This window comes from Enterobacter sp. Y17, from assembly GCF_019730495.1.
GTDB lineage: Bacteria > Pseudomonadota > Gammaproteobacteria > Enterobacterales > Enterobacteriaceae > Enterobacter > Enterobacter asburiae_B.
Genome location: NZ_JAASKP010000001.1, coordinates 1657653 through 1674918 on the forward strand (window position 1 = coordinate 1657653; position 17266 = coordinate 1674918).

Annotated in this window: 17 protein-coding genes; 11 read left to right on the forward strand and 6 right to left on the reverse strand. The window is 60.3% G+C overall.

Annotated features, from left to right (window positions below; translation table 11 throughout):
* The first annotated feature begins 91 nt into the window (after positions 1-91).
* From xthA to HCH49_RS07735, 6 genes are all read left to right on the forward strand, one after another.
* Positions 92-898 carry an exodeoxyribonuclease III gene (gene xthA, locus HCH49_RS07710; protein ID WP_023311273.1) on the forward strand — a complete coding sequence of 269 codons (807 nt, stop codon included), beginning with the start codon at positions 92-94 and terminating at the stop codon, positions 896-898.
* Positions 899-904: 6 nt separating this feature from the next.
* Positions 905-1588 carry a TVP38/TMEM64 family protein gene (locus tag HCH49_RS07715; RefSeq protein ID WP_221702488.1) on the forward strand — a complete coding sequence of 228 codons (684 nt, stop codon included), beginning with the start codon at positions 905-907 and terminating at the stop codon, positions 1586-1588.
* A 15-nt stretch (positions 1589-1603) separates the two neighbouring features.
* Positions 1604-2764 (forward strand): ABC transporter substrate-binding protein, encoded by a 1161-nt coding sequence (locus HCH49_RS07720; protein ID WP_409410443.1) that lies wholly within the window; start codon positions 1604-1606, stop codon positions 2762-2764.
* Positions 2737-4266, forward strand: coding sequence for a thiamine ABC transporter permease (locus HCH49_RS07725; protein WP_221702490.1), 1530 nt, complete (start codon positions 2737-2739; stop codon positions 4264-4266). The genes HCH49_RS07720 and HCH49_RS07725 overlap by 28 nt, the downstream gene beginning before the upstream one ends.
* A complete protein-coding gene (locus tag HCH49_RS07730; protein WP_221702491.1) occupies positions 4266-4886 on the forward strand; it encodes an ATP-binding cassette domain-containing protein in 621 nt (206 codons plus the stop codon). The genes HCH49_RS07725 and HCH49_RS07730 overlap by 1 nt, the downstream gene beginning before the upstream one ends.
* Positions 4887-4959: 73 nt before the next feature.
* A complete protein-coding gene (locus tag HCH49_RS07735; protein WP_221702492.1) occupies positions 4960-6267 on the forward strand; it encodes a rhodanese-like domain-containing protein in 1308 nt (435 codons plus the stop codon).
* On the opposite strand, the gene HCH49_RS07740 is transcribed toward HCH49_RS07735, so the two are convergent.
* Together HCH49_RS07740 and HCH49_RS07745 are read right to left on the reverse strand one after the other, a co-directional pair.
* Complete coding sequence (locus HCH49_RS07740; protein WP_182931831.1) at positions 6264-6881, reverse strand: CDP-alcohol phosphatidyltransferase family protein; 618 nt, start codon at positions 6879-6881, stop codon at positions 6264-6266. The two genes, HCH49_RS07735 and HCH49_RS07740, sit on opposite strands and share 4 nt — an antisense overlap.
* Positions 6874-7443: a carboxymuconolactone decarboxylase family protein gene (locus HCH49_RS07745; protein WP_096151199.1), complete on the reverse strand. Its 570-nt coding sequence runs from the start codon at positions 7441-7443 to the stop codon at positions 6874-6876. Before HCH49_RS07745 ends, HCH49_RS07740 begins: the two co-directional genes overlap by 8 nt.
* A 75-nt stretch (positions 7444-7518) precedes the next feature.
* Here HCH49_RS07745 and HCH49_RS07750 point away from each other — a divergent pair, with 75 nt between their 5' ends.
* A complete protein-coding gene (locus tag HCH49_RS07750) occupies positions 7519-7935 on the forward strand; it encodes a pyrimidine (deoxy)nucleoside triphosphate diphosphatase (protein ID WP_311775732.1) in 417 nt (138 codons plus the stop codon).
* Here the strand turns inward: HCH49_RS07750 and HCH49_RS07755 are convergent.
* Positions 7895-8173, reverse strand: a complete 279-nt coding sequence (locus HCH49_RS07755; RefSeq protein WP_023335340.1) for a DUF1496 domain-containing protein — start codon at positions 8171-8173, stop codon at positions 7895-7897. The genes HCH49_RS07750 and HCH49_RS07755 overlap by 41 nt on opposite strands.
* Before the next feature lie 228 nt (positions 8174-8401).
* Between HCH49_RS07755 and gdhA the strand changes: the two genes are divergently transcribed.
* The gene (gene gdhA, locus HCH49_RS07760) at positions 8402-9745 is read left to right on the forward strand and encodes an NADP-specific glutamate dehydrogenase (RefSeq protein ID WP_033145249.1); all 1344 of its coding nucleotides are present in this window, start codon (positions 8402-8404) and stop codon (positions 9743-9745) included.
* Between the two features lie 128 nt (positions 9746-9873).
* On the opposite strand, the gene HCH49_RS07765 is transcribed toward gdhA, so the two are convergent.
* From HCH49_RS07765 to HCH49_RS07775, 3 genes are all read right to left on the reverse strand, one after another.
* Positions 9874-11787: a DNA topoisomerase III gene (locus HCH49_RS07765; protein WP_193139064.1), complete on the reverse strand. Its 1914-nt coding sequence runs from the start codon at positions 11785-11787 to the stop codon at positions 9874-9876.
* Positions 11788-11791: 4 nt separating this feature from the next.
* Complete coding sequence (gene selD / locus HCH49_RS07770; protein ID WP_008500702.1) at positions 11792-12835, reverse strand: selenide, water dikinase SelD; 1044 nt, start codon at positions 12833-12835, stop codon at positions 11792-11794.
* A gap of 115 nt (positions 12836-12950) precedes the next feature.
* Positions 12951-13502 carry an NAD(P)H nitroreductase gene (locus tag HCH49_RS07775; protein WP_094935568.1) on the reverse strand — a complete coding sequence of 184 codons (552 nt, stop codon included), beginning with the start codon at positions 13500-13502 and terminating at the stop codon, positions 12951-12953.
* Positions 13503-13669: 167 nt separating this feature from the next.
* Here HCH49_RS07775 and sppA point away from each other — a divergent pair, with 167 nt between their 5' ends.
* The 3 genes from sppA (at position 13670) to pncA (ending at position 17256) form a co-directional block, all read left to right on the forward strand.
* Positions 13670-15526 (forward strand): signal peptide peptidase SppA, encoded by a 1857-nt coding sequence (gene sppA / locus HCH49_RS07780; RefSeq protein WP_126794548.1) that lies wholly within the window; start codon positions 13670-13672, stop codon positions 15524-15526.
* Positions 15527-15588: 62 nt separating this feature from the next.
* Positions 15589-16605 (forward strand): asparaginase, encoded by a 1017-nt coding sequence (gene ansA, locus HCH49_RS07785; RefSeq protein WP_008500705.1) that lies wholly within the window; start codon positions 15589-15591, stop codon positions 16603-16605.
* A 9-nt stretch (positions 16606-16614) separates the two neighbouring features.
* Entirely contained in the window at positions 16615-17256 is a 642-nt protein-coding gene (gene pncA / locus HCH49_RS07790) for a bifunctional nicotinamidase/pyrazinamidase (RefSeq protein WP_058840806.1), read from the forward strand.
* Positions 17257-17266 lie beyond the last annotated feature (10 nt).

The following is a 17266-nucleotide window of genomic DNA, read 5'->3' on the forward strand; positions in this document are numbered from 1 at the left end:
TTATCTGTCGCAGTTATTGGCCGAACCCGGTAACAGTTGACGCAAATTCTGCTACCATCCATGCACTATTCACCTTGCACTGGCAGCGACTATGAAATTTGTCTCTTTTAATATCAACGGCCTGCGCGCCCGCCCCCATCAGCTTGAAGCTATCGTTGAACAACATCAGCCAGATGTGATCGGCCTGCAGGAGACCAAGGTTCACGACGACATGTTCCCCCTCGAAGAGGTGGCGAAGCTCGGCTACAACGTCTTCTATCATGGGCAGAAAGGCCATTACGGCGTTGCGCTGTTGACCAAAGAGACGCCAGTTTCAGTCCGCCGCGGGTTTCCCGGCGATGACGAAGAAGCACAGCGCCGCATCATCATGGCGGAGCTGCCTTCCCCGCTGGGGAACATCACCGTGATTAATGGTTACTTTCCCCAGGGCGAAAGCCGCGACCATCCGACCAAATTCCCGGCCAAAGCCAAGTTTTATCAGGATCTGCAGAACTACCTGACAACCGAACTCAATAAAGACAATCCGGTGCTGATCATGGGTGATGTGAATATCAGCCCGACCGATCTGGATATTGGCATCGGTGAAGACAGCCGCAAACGCTGGCTGCGTACCGGCAAATGCTCCTTCCTGCCGGAAGAGCGCGAGTGGATGCAGCGCCTGCTGGACTGGGGGCTGGTGGATACCTTCCGTACCGCCAACCCGGACACGCAGGATCGCTTCTCGTGGTTTGACTACCGCTCAAAAGGTTTTGACGACAACCGCGGCCTGCGTATCGACCTGCTGCTCGCCAGTTCGCCGCTGGCAGAGCGCTGCATCGAAACCGGGATCGACTACGAGATCCGCAGCATGGAAAAACCGTCTGACCACGCGCCGGTGTGGGCTAAATTCAAGCTGTAATGACGCGTGAACATTCGAAAAATTGCTTTCCTGTGCGCCCTTCTGGGCGCATTTATTCTGACGTTTGTCATGCTTCCTCCAGGCACGCTCTCCCTGGAAGGGATTAAAACCCACCAGCAGGCACTCCTCTCCCATGTTGACCACGCGCCGCTGCGAAGCGCGCTGATCTTTTTTGCGCTCTACGTGGTGGTCTCCGCCCTGTCGATCCCCGGCGCGGCGATCCTCACCCTGCTGGGCGGGGCGTTATTTCCCCTGTGGGAAGGCACCGTGCTGGTCTCGTTTGCCTCCACGCTCGGGGCCACGCTTGCGATGCTCGCCAGCCGATATCTGCTGCGCGAATGGGTCCAGCGTCGGTTTGCTCAGCAGATGAAAACGGTGAACGCCGGTATGGCGCATGACGGCGCGGGCTATCTTTTTGCCCTGCGCCTGATGCCGCTGTTCCCGTTTTTCCTGGTCAATTTGCTGATGGGGCTGACCCGCATTGGAGTCTGCCGCTACTGGTGGGTCAGCCAGGTCGCCATGCTGCCCGCGACGGTTGTCTTTCTGAACGCCGGGCGCGAGCTGGGGAAAGTGGCGTCGCTGCGCGATATTTTGTCGCCGGGCATGCTAATCGCCTTTACACTACTGGGGTTATTGCCGCTGGCGACGCGCCGGCTGTTTTCCCGTTATCTCCCGTCTGTTAAAAAGTGAGGCATTATGCGCCGTGTGCGTTTTTGCGCGTTCTTGACCGGTCTGCTGCTGGCAGCCCCCCTGTGTGCCGCCGAAAGCTGGCACGCCATCCAACAGCAGGCCAAAGGCCAGACCGTTTGGTTTAACGCCTGGGGCGGCGATCCGGCGGTCAACCGCTACCTTGAGTGGGTCAGCGGTGAGATGCAAACGCACTACGCCATTACCCTAAAAATCGTCCCGCTGGCGGATGCCGCCGATGCGGTAAAACGTATTCAGACCGAAGCAGCCGCGGGGCGTAAGACCAACGGCTCGGTTGACCTGCTGTGGGTCAACGGCGAAAACTTCCGCACGTTAAAAGAGGCGAACCTGCTGCAAACCGGATGGGCGCAGACGTTGCCAGACTGGCGCTATGTCGATACCCGCAAACCCGTCACGGAAGATTTTGCGATTCCAACCGACGGGGCGGAATCCCCGTGGGGCGGCGCGCAGCTGACCTTTATCGCCCGCAAATCCAGCATGCCGACGCCGTCGGAGGATCCTCAGGCGCTGCTTGCGTACGCGCAGCAGCACCCGGGCAAGGTCAGCTATCCCCGCCCGCCCGATTTTACCGGCACGGCCTTTCTGGAGCAGCTGCTGCTGACGCTGACCGATCGCCCTGAAGCTTTACAAAAAGCGCCCGATGCAACGTTTGCTGAGGTTACGGCGCCGCTCTGGGCCTACCTCGATAAGCTGCACCCGCTGCTGTGGCGCGAAGGAAAAGATTTTCCTCCCTCGCCTGCCCGAATGGATGCCCTGCTTGCCAGCGGCAGTCTGAACCTGTCGCTGACCTTTAACCCGGCTCATGCGCAGCAGAAAGTGGCGAGCGGCGAACTGCCTGCCGACAGCTACAGCTTTGGTTTCCAGAGCGGGATGCTCGGCAACGTCCATTTTGTGGCTATCCCGGCCAATGCCAGCGCGAGCGCGGGTGCAAAGGTGGTCGCTAATTTCCTGCTGTCACCGCAGGCGCAAATCCGCAAGGCCGACCCGGCCATCTGGGGAGACCCGAGCGTCCTGGATGCGAAAGCGCTGCCCGAAGAGGAAGCGAAACAGCTGCTGGCCCATACGCCTAAGGGGCTGCCGCAGGTGCTTGCAGAGCCGCAGTCCGCCTGGGTGAACGCGCTGGAGCAGGAATGGCTGCGTCGTTACGGCACCCGCTGAGCGGGCTTGTCTGGCTGGCGATGGCGGTGATTTATCTGCCGATCCTGCCCGCCGGCGTGATGCTTTTCGCACCGGCGCTTTCTGCGACAAACTGGCAGCGGCTGCTGAACGATCCGCAGCTGCCGCAGGCGACCGTCGCCACGCTGGTCTCAACGCTCATCGCCACGCTGGGGGCGTTGCTGATTGCCCTTTTCTTCGTCTGCCTTTTGTGGCCCGGTCAACGCTGGCGACGCCTCACGACCCGGCTGCCGTGGCTACTGGCGATCCCCCATGTGGCGTTCGCCACCAGCGCGTTGCTGCTGTTTGCCGAGGGCGGTCTGTTTTATCAGCTCTGTACCGTCTGTACGGCTCCGTTTGACCGCTACGGCGTCGGGCTGGGCCTGACGCTCGCGGTCAAAGAGAGCGCGTTCGTGCTGTGGGCCATTTACGCCGTACTGCCGGAACAACGGCTCGCGCAGCAGAAGATCGTCCTGCAAACCTTTGGCTACGGGCGTTATCAGACGCTCAGCTGGCTGATCCTCCCGGCGATCGCGCCTGTCCTCGGCGCGGTGATGCTGGCGGTGCTGGCATGGTCGCTCTCGGTCGTGGACGTGGCGATCGTTCTCGGGCCCGGCAACCCGCCCACCCTGGCCGTGCTGGCCTTTCAGTGGCTAAGCCAGGGCGACGCGCAGCAGCAGGCAAAAGGAATGCTGCTGTGCCTGCTTCTCCTTGTACTGCTGGCCGCGCTGGCCGCCCTCGGGTACGGCCTCTGGAAAGCATGGCGTCGCACGATCCCGAATCTCGCGGGGACGCGCCCCCGTTCTCCACTCGTCCTGCCTGAGCGGGCATTCAGCGGGTTACTGCCCGCGTGCGGCGTCCTGTGCGCTGCGGTACTGCTGATGCTGGCGGAAGGGGGAGACGCGGGCCCCGTGGGGACCAGCCTTTCCTTCGGCCTGCTGTCGAGCCTGATCGCCCTCATCGTCATTTTTCTCTGGCTGGAATGGGGACCGCAGCGCGGCGCAGCGTGGGTGTGGTCACCGCTCGCCCTTCCTGCGCTGCCGCTCGTCACCGGGCAATACTTTATTGCATTGCGTCTGGGACTCGACGGGAACTATGCCGCCGTGCTCTGGAGCCATCTGCTGTGGGTATTACCCTGGATGCTGCTGGTTCTGCAGCCCGCCTGGCGGCGGATCGATCCCCGGCTTATCCTTACCGCCAGAACGCTCGGCTGGCGACGGGCGAAAATATTCTTACTGCTGAAATGCCCCCTTCTGGTGCGCCCTGCGCTGCTGGCCTTTGCCACCGGCTTTTCCGTCAGCATGGCGCAATACATGCCGACGCTCTGGCTTGGCGCGGGGCGTTTCGCCACGCTGACTACCGAAACCGTCGCGCTCAGCAGCGGGGGCAGCATCCCCGTTCTCGCCAGCAGGGCGCTGGGATTACTGCTGGTCACGGGCACGGTGTTCGGTCTTGCCGCCCTGTTATCCCGACTCGCGGGCCGCTACCGTCAAGGATTACGTTAATGCTGAAGGTAAAAGATCTCACCATCGAACCGCTTTTCCGCGAGGTCAATTTTTGCGTTCCTCGCGGGGAGATCGTTACCCTGATGGGGCCGTCCGGCAGCGGCAAATCGACCCTTTTTGCGTGGATGGTCGGCGCGCTGTCAGACGATTTCCAGGCGCGGGGCGAACTGTGGCTCGACGCGCGTCGCTGCGACGGCCTTCCCGTCGAATCCCGCGGGCTGGGCATTCTCTTTCAGGACGCGCTGCTGTTTGAACCGTTCAGCGTCGGGCAAAATTTGCTGCTGGCCTTGCCTGAGCGCATCGTAGGGAGAGCGCGTCGGGAAGCGGTCGAGCAGGCGCTGGATTCCGCCGGGCTGAGCGGTCATTACGCCAGCGATCCGGCCACCCTTTCCGGCGGGGAGCGTGCCCGGGTCAGCCTGCTGCGCGCCCTGCTCGCAGAGCCGCAGGCGCTGCTGCTGGACGAACCGTTCAGTCGTCTCGATAAAACGCTGCGCACAACGTTTCGGACATGGGTTTTTGACGCCCTCCGCGCGCGCAATATCCCGGTGGTGCTGGTCACGCACGATGAGGACGATATTCCGCCCGGCGGCGAGCTGATTGAGATTTCTCGCTGGCAATAATGTGCTAACGCAATGTTTTCCGTTTCGGGAGAGACGACAATGCCCCCCTCTTTTACTGACGTCAGGTTATTCGATGAAACGTGTTTCTCAACTGACCGCGCTGGCCCTGCTCTGCGGCCTCGCGTCCTTTTCCTCTCTGGCGGCTGATATGCCCAACGCGATGACGCTCTCCCAGCTTCAGGCGCAGCACGGCACGCCTGTCGACACCCGCCCCAGCGCGTTCTATAACGGCTGGCCGCAAACCCTCAGCGGCCCCTCAGGACATGAACCCACCGCACTCAACCTGGCTGCCGCCTGGCTGGGCGCAATGAGCGACGAGCAGATTGCGAGCTGGGCAAAACAGCATCAGCTTACGCCCGCGACGGCCATCGCCCTCTACGGCGACGAGAACGATAACCTGGCGGTGAAATCCCGCCTGGAGAAAGCCGGATACCGCCACGTCTCGCTGCTCAGCGACGCGCTGCAGACGCCCGACCGCCTTCAGCGCCTGCCTCACTTTGAACAGCTGGTTTACCCGCAGTGGATCCACCGCCTCCAGCAGGGTAAACCCGTGACCGCCGCGCCGGCGGGTGACTGGAAAGTGATTGAAGCCGCCTGGGGCGCACCGAAGTTTTACCTGCTGAACCACATTCCCGGCGCGGGCTACATCGACACCAACGAGGTGGAGAGCGAGCCGCTGTGGAATAAAGTCTCCGACGACGCGCTGAAAGCGATGCTGGCAAGGCACGGGATCCGTCACGACACCACCGTCATTTTGTATGGCCGTGACGTTTACGCCGCCGCGCGCGTGGCGCAGATCATGCTGTATGCCGGCGTGAAGGATGTGCGTATTCTCGACGGCGGCTGGAAGGCGTGGTCGGATGCTGGCCTCCCGGTTGAGCGCGGCACGCCCGCGAAAGTGACGCCAGCCCCCGATTTCGGCGCGCCGATCCCCGGCCAGCCGCAGCTGATGGTTGATATGGAACAGGCGCGCGGGATGCTGCACCGTCAGGATGCCGCCCTGGTCAGCATTCGTTCCTGGCCGGAGTTCATCGGCGAAACCAGCGGCTACAGCTACATCAAGCCAAAAGGTGAAATAGCCGGTGCCCGCTGGGGTCATGCGGGCAGCGACGCGACCCATATGGAAGATTTCCATAACCCGGATGGCACCATGCGCAGCGCGGACGATATCGCCGCCCAGTGGAAGCGCTGGAATATTCTGCCGGAACAGCACGTCGCGTTTTACTGCGGCACCGGGTGGCGCGCGTCAGAAACCTTTATGTACGCCCGGGCGATGGGCTGGAAGAATGTCGCCGTCTATGACGGCGGCTGGTACGAATGGAGCAGTCACCCGCAGAACCCGGTCACCACCGGAGAGCGCGGGCCCGAGAGTACTCTCTAACGGGTGAGTGACTTCAGCGTTACATAACCGCTCCAGACGCGCGTTGTGGTGGTCAGCCAGCACAGCGCGCCGAATACCCACGCGAACAGCGCAAAGTGCGCCGGGAAGAGGCAGCACAGCACGAACAGCGCGATGGTCTCCGTCCCTTCCGTTAACCCACCGATGTAATAAAACGACTTGTGCGCATAGCCGGGGTTGTCGATGTCGTGCTTTGCGGCCAGCGCCGCAAACGCCAGAAAGCTGCTGCCGGTACCGATAAACGCAAACAGCAGCCAGGCGGCCGCGAGCGCATTCTCTGCCGGAGCCGCAAGTGCAAAGCCAAACGGCACCAGGGCGTAGAACAGAAAATCGAGCGCGATGTCGAGAAATCCCCCCGCATCGGTCAGCCCTCTCCGGCGCGCCAGCGCGCCGTCCAGACCATCCAGCAGGCGGTTAAGCACGATGGCGGCCAGCGCCGCCGGATACCAGCCGAGGGCCAGAAACGGCAGCGCCAGCACGCCGAAGACAAACCCGGTCAGGGTCAATCCGTCGGGCGTGATGCCCGGCTTATCCAGCACGGAAACCAGACGATTCAGAACGGGCTTTACCCGCGGATGAAGATGACGGTCAAGCATGAGGAGTCTCGTTAAACGTGGCGCACAGCCCCTGCGCCGGAATATCCAGCGCGGCATTAAAGCGGGCGGAGAGATTCTGAAACGCAATCAGCGCCGTCATCTCGGTGATGGCATCATCCGTGAAGTGGCGTTTCAGCGCCGTTCTGACTGACTCATCCGCCCGGGGCGGCGTGGCGGTCATCGCCTCGGCGTAGGCCAGGGCCGCGCGCTCTTGCTCGGTAAACAAGGCGGAATCCTGCCAGTCGCTCACGGCCTGAACCTTATCCAGCGCGCCGCAGCGCTCGGCCAGCCGCAGGCTGTTGGCATCAATACAGAAAGCGCAGTGACAGAGCTGGGATACCCGCGTCATGAGCAGCGAACGCAGCGCGGGCGTCAGGCGCGCGTGACGACGCTCCAGAAAGCCGACAAACAGCGCCACCAGCCAGAACAGACGCGGCATTCGCCCCCACCAGCGGGTGGGATTCAGCACCGCGCCAAAGTGCTTTTTCTGCATGGCGGCAATCGGTTTTAGGCTGGCGGGAAGGGATTCGAGGGGGGCAACCCAGGCGGTGGACTCTTTCACCTGATTCTCCTGTTTACTGGACTCTGAGAAAGGGCACGATAATATGTCTTTTTTCGCTATCAATTATTGACGACCATGCTGAAAACACTCGATGTCGTTGCCGCCATCATCGAAAAAGACGGCAACATTTTACTGGCGCAGCGCCCTGCCCACGCCGACCAGCCGGAAATGTGGGAATTTGCAGGCGGTAAAGTCGAGGCCGGAGAAACCCAGCCAGAAGCGCTTATCCGCGAGCTGCGTGAAGAGTTGGGCATTGACGCCCTGCCGGGGCAATACGTGGCAAGCCACCAGCGGGAAGTGTCGCAGCGGTTGATTAACCTGCATGCCTGGCACGTTCCTGCTTTTCGCGGCGAGCTCACGGCGCACTACCACAGCGCGCTCGCGTGGTGTACGCCGGAAGAGGCGTTTGGCTACGACTTAGCCCCGGCGGATATTCCGCTGCTGGAAGCCTTTATTGTTTTACGCGACGCCAGACCAGCGGGTTCGTGCTGATGGCGCGCTCGTCGCGCTGGCACTGCAGCAGAATGCCGTCCGCTTTCACAACGGCCCCTTCCGAGTAGTTCTGATTCTGATAGATACAGCACTGATTACAGGGCTGCACCGTTTGATTCTGGCCGCTGGAGCTAAACACTTCCGGCGGCACATTCACTTCCACGTCCGGGAGAATGGGGTTGGCCTGCACGCCTGCGGCAAAGATCGCGCATAACGCGGTGAGTAGATAACGTTTCATAGACACATCTTCCAGTAGTTCCTTGATAATGACTATAACGGTAAACCAGAGCGGAACCTTTAATTTATCTCTTCATCGCTTTTCGTTATGACGCCCGCCCTCTCATTAATTTCCCTTTCGTCATAAATTTCTGCTTGCCTCACAAAGCGGTACGGGTGGTATAGTCAAAAAAACAACACAAATCGCATAAGTAATACACATAAAATACGATAAGAGGTTCTTATATCTATGGATCAGACACGCTCTCTGGAAAGTTTCCTTGCCCATGTTCAGCAGCGCGACCCGCACCAAAGCGAGTTCGCGCAGGCCGTGCGTGAAGTTATGACCACCCTGTGGCCCTTCCTTGAACAAAACCCGCGTTATCGCCAGATGTCTCTGCTTGAACGCCTGGTCGAGCCAGAGCGCGTGATCCAGTTCCGCGTGACGTGGGTTGACGATCGCAACCAGGTACAGGTTAACCGCGCGTGGCGCGTTCAGTTTAACTCGGCCATTGGCCCGTTTAAGGGCGGCATGCGTTTTCATCCGTCCGTGAACCTGTCGATTCTGAAATTCCTCGGCTTCGAGCAGACCTTTAAAAACGCCCTCACCACGCTACCGATGGGCGGCGGGAAAGGCGGCAGCGATTTCGACCCGAAAGGCAAAAGCGAAGGCGAAGTCATGCGCTTCTGCCAGGCGCTGATGACCGAACTCTACCGTCACCTCGGCCCGGATACCGACGTTCCTGCCGGTGATATCGGCGTGGGCGGACGTGAAGTGGGCTTTATGGCCGGGATGATGAAAAAGCTCTCCAACAACAGCGCCTGCGTCTTTACCGGCAAGGGGCTGTCGTTTGGCGGGAGCCTGATCCGCCCGGAAGCGACGGGATACGGCCTGGTTTACTTCACCGAGGCGATGCTCAAGCGTCACGGTTTAGGCTTTGAAGGTATGCGCGTCGCGGTGTCCGGCTCAGGTAACGTGGCGCAGTACGCGATTGAGAAAGCGATGCAGCTTGGCGCTCGCGTGGTGACCGCCTCTGACTCCAGCGGCACGGTAGTGGATGAAGCGGGCTTCACGGCAGAGAAGCTGGCGCGCCTGTGTGAAATCAAAGCCAGCCGCGACGGTCGCGTGGCGGATTATGCCCGGGAGCTTGGCCTGACCTACCAGGAAGGGAAACAGCCGTGGGGCGTGCCGGTGGATATCGCCCTGCCGTGCGCCACGCAGAACGAGCTGGATGCGGACGCCGCACGTACCCTGATTAGCAACGGCGTAAAAGCGGTGGCCGAAGGGGCGAATATGCCGACCACCATCGACGCGACGGACCTGTTCCTCGAAGCGGGCGTGCTGTTTGCGCCGGGCAAGGCCGCTAACGCGGGCGGCGTGGCGACCTCCGGCCTCGAGATGGCGCAAAACGCCGCGCGTCTCGGCTGGAAGGCGGAAAAAGTGGATGCGCGCCTGCACCACATCATGCTGGATATTCACCATGCCTGCGTGGAGTACGGCGGCGAGGCGTCGCAAACCAACTACGTGCGCGGGGCGAATATCGCCGGATTCGTGAAGGTGGCGGATGCGATGATTGGTCAGGGTGTGATTTAAGATTTATCGCGTGCGGCCGGATGCCCTCACCCCGGCCCTCTCCCACAGGGAGAGGGAGAAAACCGGGCGTATCAGGCCGCAGAGCTGCTTTTCGCCGGGTAGCGGCTGCGCCTTACCCGACCTACGGTTTAAGAGGCTGCCGCGCTCTTTTTCTTTTTGAACGGTTTCTTCGCGCCGCCACCGGGCGCAACCATCCCTCTGAACGTTTTCACCGGCGTGCTGCGCGCCTGATCGATCAGCTGATAAAGCGTCCCGACCAGCGGCTGCATAAAGTCCTGATAGCGGCACTGCTTCTCGCTGATCTGCGTCAGCACCGATTCCCAGTGCGCGGTCATGTCCGGCCTCGCGGCCAGCTCCGGCAGAGAATGAATCAGCGCCCGGCCCGGTTCCGTTGAGTGGATGTAGCGTCCCTTTTTCTCCAGGAAGCCACGCTTAAAGAGCAGCTCGATGATCCCCGCTCGCGTCGCTTCCGTTCCCAGACCGTCGGTGGCGCGCAGGATCTTCTTCAGATCTTTATCCTGCACAAACCGGGCGATCCCGGTCATCGCCGACAGCAGCGTCGCATCGGTGAAATGGCGCGGCGGCTGGGTCTGACGTTCAACCACTTCGCCCTTCTCGCACAGCAGTTCGTCATCTTTAGCGACCACCGGCAGCGGCGTGCCGTCGTTCTCTTCGTCGCGCTCTTTGTTACCCAGCAGCGTGCGCCAGCCCGCTTCCGCGAGGAAACGCGCTTTGGCGATGAACTTGCCTTTGGCAATCTCAAGCTCAATCACGCACTTACGGAATACCGCGTCCGGGCAGAACTGCATCAGGTACTGACGAGCGATCAGGTTATAGACCTTCGCTTCGTTCTCGGTCAGGTTGACGTTGCTGGCGCGCGCCGTCGGGATAATCGCGTGGTGAGCATCGACTTTTTTGTCGTCCCAGCAGCGGTTATGGGTGTCCGGATTCACCGCCGGCTGCGGGAGCAGATCCGGCGCGTGCACGCTAATGGCGTTCATCACCGAGTGGCGACCGGCAAAGTGCTCTTCCGGCAGATAGCGGCTGTCCGAACGCGGGTAGGTGATGAGCTTGTGGGTTTCGTAGAGCTTCTGGCAGATGTCCAGCACGTTCTGCGCGCTCAAGCCAAACTTTTTGGCCGCCTCAATCTGAAGTGCAGAAAGCGAGAACGGCAGCGGCGCGGGTTCTGATTCCCGTTTATCGTTATAGCTGGTGACGATAGCCGGCTGGCCGGTAATGCGGTTAACCACGTGATCCGCCAGAGGACGATGGAGCAGACGCCCCTCTTCATCCTGATACGATTCACAGGCATCGCTCGGCTGCCAGACGGCGGTAAAGCGTTCGTCTTTAGGCGTGACGATATGCGCTTTCACCTCAAAGAAATCTTTGGCGACGAAGTTCTCAATCTCTTCGTCACGACGCACGACCAGCCCCAGCACCGGCGTCTGCACGCGCCCCACGGAAAGCACGCCCTGATAGCCCGCGTTGCGCCCGAGGATGGTGTAGGCGCGGGTCATGTTGATGCCGTACAGCCAGTCGGCGCGGGCGCGGGCTAAAGCCGAGACGCACAGCGGAATAAACTCGCTGTTGGCGCGCAGGCGCGAAATCGCCCGCTCGACGGCCTGCGGGTTGAGGTCGTTAATCAGGCAGCGCTGCACCTGCTGGCGCTTTTCCGGCGCCAGCTCAAGATAGTCCAGCACCTCATCCACCAGCAGCTGCCCTTCCCTGTCCGGGTCACCCGCGTGCACAATTTCAGCCGCTTCATGCAGGAAACGCTTGATCACGTTGAGCTGTTTGGTGACCGAAGGCCGGGGCTGCAGACGCCATTTTTCCGGCACGATGGGCAGATCGTTCAGGTTCCAGCGGGCGTAGCGGCTGTCGTAAACGTCCGGCTGCGCCTGCTCAAGCAGGTGACCAATACACCAGGTGACCACCTGCCCGTTACCGCATTCGATAAAGCCGTCGCCCTTGCGATGCGGCTTAGGCAGCACGTCGGCGATGGCACGGGCCAGGCTCGGCTTTTCGGCAATAAACAACCGCATCGAATTAACGGATCTCAATCATCGGACGACCGCCGCGCGCGGTCACCAGCTCGCCGATCGCCGTCAGGGTGATGCCGAACTCGGCGGCAGTGGCCTGAACCTCGGCTTCGGATTCCGGCGTGACCGCCAGCAGCAGGCCGCCGGAGGTTTGCGGATCGCACAGCAGGTTGCGCCACTCCTCAGGCATTTCGCCCATCAGGTGACCGTAGCTGGCGAAGTTGCGCTGGGTACCGCCCGGGACCGCGCCCTGAGCAATATACTCTTCCACGCCCGGCAGCTTCGGCACGTCCTGATACCAGACCTGCGCCTGAACGCCCGCGCCCTGACACACTTCAGAGAGATGTCCCAGCAGACCAAAACCGGTGACGTCGGTCATCGCCTTCACGCCGTCGATATTGGCAAACGCCGCACCGGCAAGGTTCATCTGGCACATAACTTCCGTTGCCAGGCCTTTGTGCTCCGGTTTCAGCAGGGATTTTTTCTCGGCGGTGGTCAGCACGCCAATGCCCAGCGGCTTGGTGAGGAACAGTTTGCAGCCTGCCTGCGCGGTGCTGTTGCGCTTCACGCGTTCGGTCGGCACTACGCCGGTAACGGCCAGGCCAAAGATAGGCTCCGGCGCATCAATAGAGTGACCGCCGGCCAGGGCAATCCCCGCCTGCTGGCAGGCAAAACGTCCGCCATCAATCACCTCACGGGCCACTTCCGGCGGGATGGTGTTGATCGGCCAGCCCAGAATGGCAATCGCCATGATCGGCTTACCGCCCATCGCGAAGATATCGCTGATGGCGTTGGTGGCCGCAATGCGCCCGAAGTCGAACGGGTTATCGACAATCGGCATAAAGAAGTCGGTAGTACTGATAATGCTGGTGCCGTTACCTAAGTCATAAACTGCAGCATCGTCACGCGTTTCATTGCCGACAAGCAGGTTCGGGTCGACAAACTTCGCCTGTTCACTGTGCAGGATGGTCTCCAGCACTTTCGGGGAAATTTTACAACCGCAACCGGCTCCGTGGCTGTACTGCGTTAAACGAATGGTTTGCTCGCTCATGGACGTCTCCTGTCATCTCAATCGCGCTATGGTAGCGCTCATTCCATAAAGAGGTAAGTATGACTGTCTGAATTCTGCGGCAGATGCTCAGAATCCAGACAGTTTAGGTGCGTTATCAGAAATGGCTGACGAAAGGCGTGGTGTCCGGAATGCTGATGGTGCTGGAGGCTTTAAGCTGCGGGGTGCCGAGATAGAGGAAACCGACAATTTTGTCATGCTCACCGCAGCCAAAACCGTCACGGACCGCCGGGCTTTCGGTCAGCGCACCGGTACGCCAGATACCGTTAAAGCCCTGCGCGACGGCGGCCATTTGCATCGCCATGACCGCACAGCCTGCGGACATTTCCTGTTCCCAGACCGGCACCTTATGGTCAGCCTGGCATTTCGCCACGACGGCGATAATCATCGGGGCGCGGAACGGGGCATTGCGCGCCTTGTCGATACCTTTCTCATCCTGACCGGCGGCAACCGCGCCCTGCTCCAGCAGCTGACTGAAACGATCGAGGCCTTCGCCTTCAATCACAAAGAAGTGCCACGGCTGCAGCGTGCCGTGATCGGGGGCACGCATGCCGGCACGCAGAATGTTCTCCAGCTGCTCGCCTGCCGGGGCAGGTTCGGCCAGACGGGAAGCGCTACGGCGGTTAACAAGCAGTTCGAGTGCGTCCATTGGTTAACTCCTTTCTTGAAATTTACTCACAAAATTAACACGACGGCAGATTTTGTTACAGCCTGGCAGGCGATTCCTGCTGACAAGTGGCGGTTGGGTCATTACGATAACCCAACATTACCGTCCAGTGGCGACGGAAACAGTCATTTTCTGGTTAGGGAGAATACATGCGAACCCTTTGGCGAATCATTGCCGGTTTCTTTAAATGGACGTGGCGACTGCTCAACTTCGTCCGCAACCTGGTGATGAACATTTTCTTCATCCTGCTGGTTCTGGTTTGCGCGGGCATCTGGATGCATATCAGCAACGCGAATCAGGCGCAGCATTCGACTCGCGGGGCCCTGTTACTCGATATCACCGGCGTTATCGTTGATAAACCGTCCGCCAGCAACCGTCTGGGGGCAATCAGCCGCCAGCTGTTTGGCGCGACATCAGACCGTCTGCAGGAAAACTCCCTGTTCGATATCGTCGATACCATCCGCCAGGCCAAAGACGACCGGAACATCACCGGGATCGTGCTGGATCTGAAAGATTTTGCCGGAGGCGATCAGCCTTCAATGCAGTACATCGGTAAAGCGCTGCGCGAATTCCGCGACAGCGGCAAGCCGGTGATTGCCGTGGGCGACAGCTACAGCCAGGGGCAATATTATCTGGCGAGCTTCGCCAATAAGATCTGGCTCTCCCCGCAGGGCACGGTCGATCTGCACGGGTTTGCCACCAACGGCCTGTACTACAAATCCCTGCTCGACAAGCTGAAGGTCACCACCCACGTCTTCCGCGTCGGCACGTACAAATCCGCCGTCGAGCCGTTTATCCGCGACGATATGTCCCCTGCCGCCCGCGAAGCGGACAGCCGCTGGATTGGCGAGCTGTGGCAGAACTATCTCGGCACCGTTGCCGCTAACCGTCAGATTACGCCTGAGCAGGCATTCCCTGGCGCACAGGGCGTGCTCGAAGGCCTGCGTAAGGTTGACGGTGATACCGCAAAATATGCGCTCGATAACAAACTGGTTGATGCCCTGGGCACCAGCGCCGAGATTGAAAAATCCCTGAGCAAGCAGTTTGGCTGGAGCAAAGAGGATAAAAATTACAGCGCCATCAGCATGTATGATTACTCTACGAAAAAGCCGGATGACAGCGGTGACAGCGTCGCGGTGGTGTTTGCCAACGGCGCCATCATGGACGGCCAGGAGACGCCGGGGAACGTGGGCGGCGATACTACCGCGTCACAAATCCGCGATGCTCGCCTGGATCCAAAAGTGAAAGCGATTGTCCTGCGGGTGAACAGCCCTGGCGGCAGCGTCAGCGCCTCCGAGGTGATCCGCGCTGAACTTGCCGCGGCGCGTGCCGCCGGCAAGCCGGTGGTTGTATCAATGGGCGGAATGGCCGCCTCCGGGGGTTACTGGATCTCAACGCCAGCCAACTACATCGTGGCCAACCCAAGCACGCTGACCGGTTCGATTGGCATCTTCGGGGTGATCAACACCGTGGAAAACAGCCTGGATTCTCTTGGCGTGCATACCGATGGCGTGGCCACCTCTCCGCTGGCGGATGTGTCGGTGACCAAATCCCTGCCGCCGGAAGTCTCTGAGATGATGCAGCTCAGCATTGAGAACGGCTATAAGCGCTTTATCACCCTGGTGGCGGACTCGCGTAAAAAGACGCCTGAGCAGATCGACCAGATCGCACAGGGACACGTCTGGACCGGCCAGGATGCGAAGAGCAACGGTCTGGTGGACAGCCTGGGCGACTTCGATGACGCGGTGAAGAAAGCCGCCGAGCTGGCGAAGCTCAAGCAGTGGCATATCGAGTATTACCAGGACGAGCCGTCGTTCTTCGATATGGTCATGGACAGCATGTCCGGCTCGGTACGCGCCATGCTGCCGGAGGCGATGCAGGCTTACCTGCCTGCGCCAGTCGCCACGGCGGCGAAAGCGATGAAGGCGGAAAGCGACAAGCTTGCGGCCTTTAACGATCCACAGAGTCGTTACGCGTTTTGCCTGACCTGCGCTAACGTCCGTTAAAAACCGTCCCCTCTTCCCGCGAAGAGGGGATTTTTTTCTTTGAAGAACAAGAACTCACTACCATGCAGAAGAAATCGATTTATGTAGCCTACACTGGCGGTACCATCGGTATGCAGCGCTCTGAAAACGGCTATATCCCTGTCTCCGGCCACCTTCAGCGTCAGCTTGCGCTGATGCCAGAATTCCACCGTCCGGAAATGCCTGACTTCACCATCCACGAATACGAGCCGCTGATGGACTCCTCCGACATGACGCCGGAAGACTGGCAGCATATCGCGGATGACATTAAAGCCCATTACGACCAGTACGACGGCTTTGTGATCCTGCACGGCACCGACACCATGGCGTTTACCGCCTCGGCGCTCTCCTTCATGCTGGAGAACCTGAGCAAGCCGGTTATCGTCACCGGGTCGCAAATCCCGCTGGCTGAGCTGCGCTCGGACGGGCAGATCAACCTGCTTAACTCCCTGTACGTGGCGGCGAATTACCCGATCAACGAAGTGTCGCTGTTCTTCAATAACCGTCTGTATCGCGGCAACCGTACCACCAAAGCCCATGCTGACGGTTTTGACGCCTTCGCCTCCCCTAACCTGCAGCCGCTGCTGGAGGCCGGGATTCATATCCGTCGTCTGGGCACGCCGCCTGCGCCGAACACCGCCGGCGAGCTGATCGTGCATCCGATCACTCCGCAGCCGATTGGCGTGGTCACTATCTACCCGGGTATCTCTGCCGACGTGGTGCGTAACTTCCTGCGCCAGCCGGTGAAAGCGCTGATTCTGCGCTCCTATGGCGTCGGCAACGCGCCGCAGAACGGCGAATTCCTGAAAGAGCTTCAGGAAGCCAGCGAGCGCGGAATTGTGGTCGTGAACCTGACCCAGTGTATGTCCGGAAAGGTCAACATGGGCGGCTATGCCACCGGTAACGCGCTGGCACATGCGGGGGTTATCAGCGGCTTCGATATGACCGTTGAGGCAACGCTGACTAAACTTCACTATTTACTGAGTCAGGATCTGGACATTCAGTCCATTCGCAGCGCGATGATGCAAAACCTGCGCGGCGAGCTGACCCCGGACGAATAAGGAGTGCTCATGAAGCAACGCGCCCTGCTACTGGTCGATTTGCAAAATGATTTCTGCGCGGGCGGTGCGCTGGCCGTCGCCGAAGGTGACAGCACCGTTGACGTGGCAAACACGCTGATTGACTGGTGCAAAGCCCGCGGTGAAGCGGTTGTCGCAAGCCAGGACTGGCACCCGGCGAACCACGGCAGCTTTGCCAGCCAGCACGACGTCGAGCCTTTCACTCAGGGAGAACTCGACGGGCTGGCGCAAACCTTCTGGCCGGATCACTGCGTACAGCAGACGGAAGGCGCGGAGCTGCATCCGCTCCTGAACCAGAAAGCCATCGACGCGGTGTTCCATAAAGGTGAAAACCCGGCTATCGACAGCTATAGCGCGTTTTTTGATAACGGGCATCGCCAGAAAACGGCGCTGGACGCGTGGTTACGCCACCATGAAATCACGGAGCTGATCGTGCTGGGCCTGGCGACGGATTACTGCGTGAAGTTTACCGTGCTGGACGCGCTCCAGTTGGGGTATACCGTCAGCGTCATCACCGACGGCTGCCGCGGGGTAAACATTCACCCGCAGGACAGCGCTCAGGCGTTTATGGATATGGCTGCGGAAGGCGCAACGCTGTATACGCTCGAAGACTGGCTGGAAACACAGGCGTAGTCTTTTACGC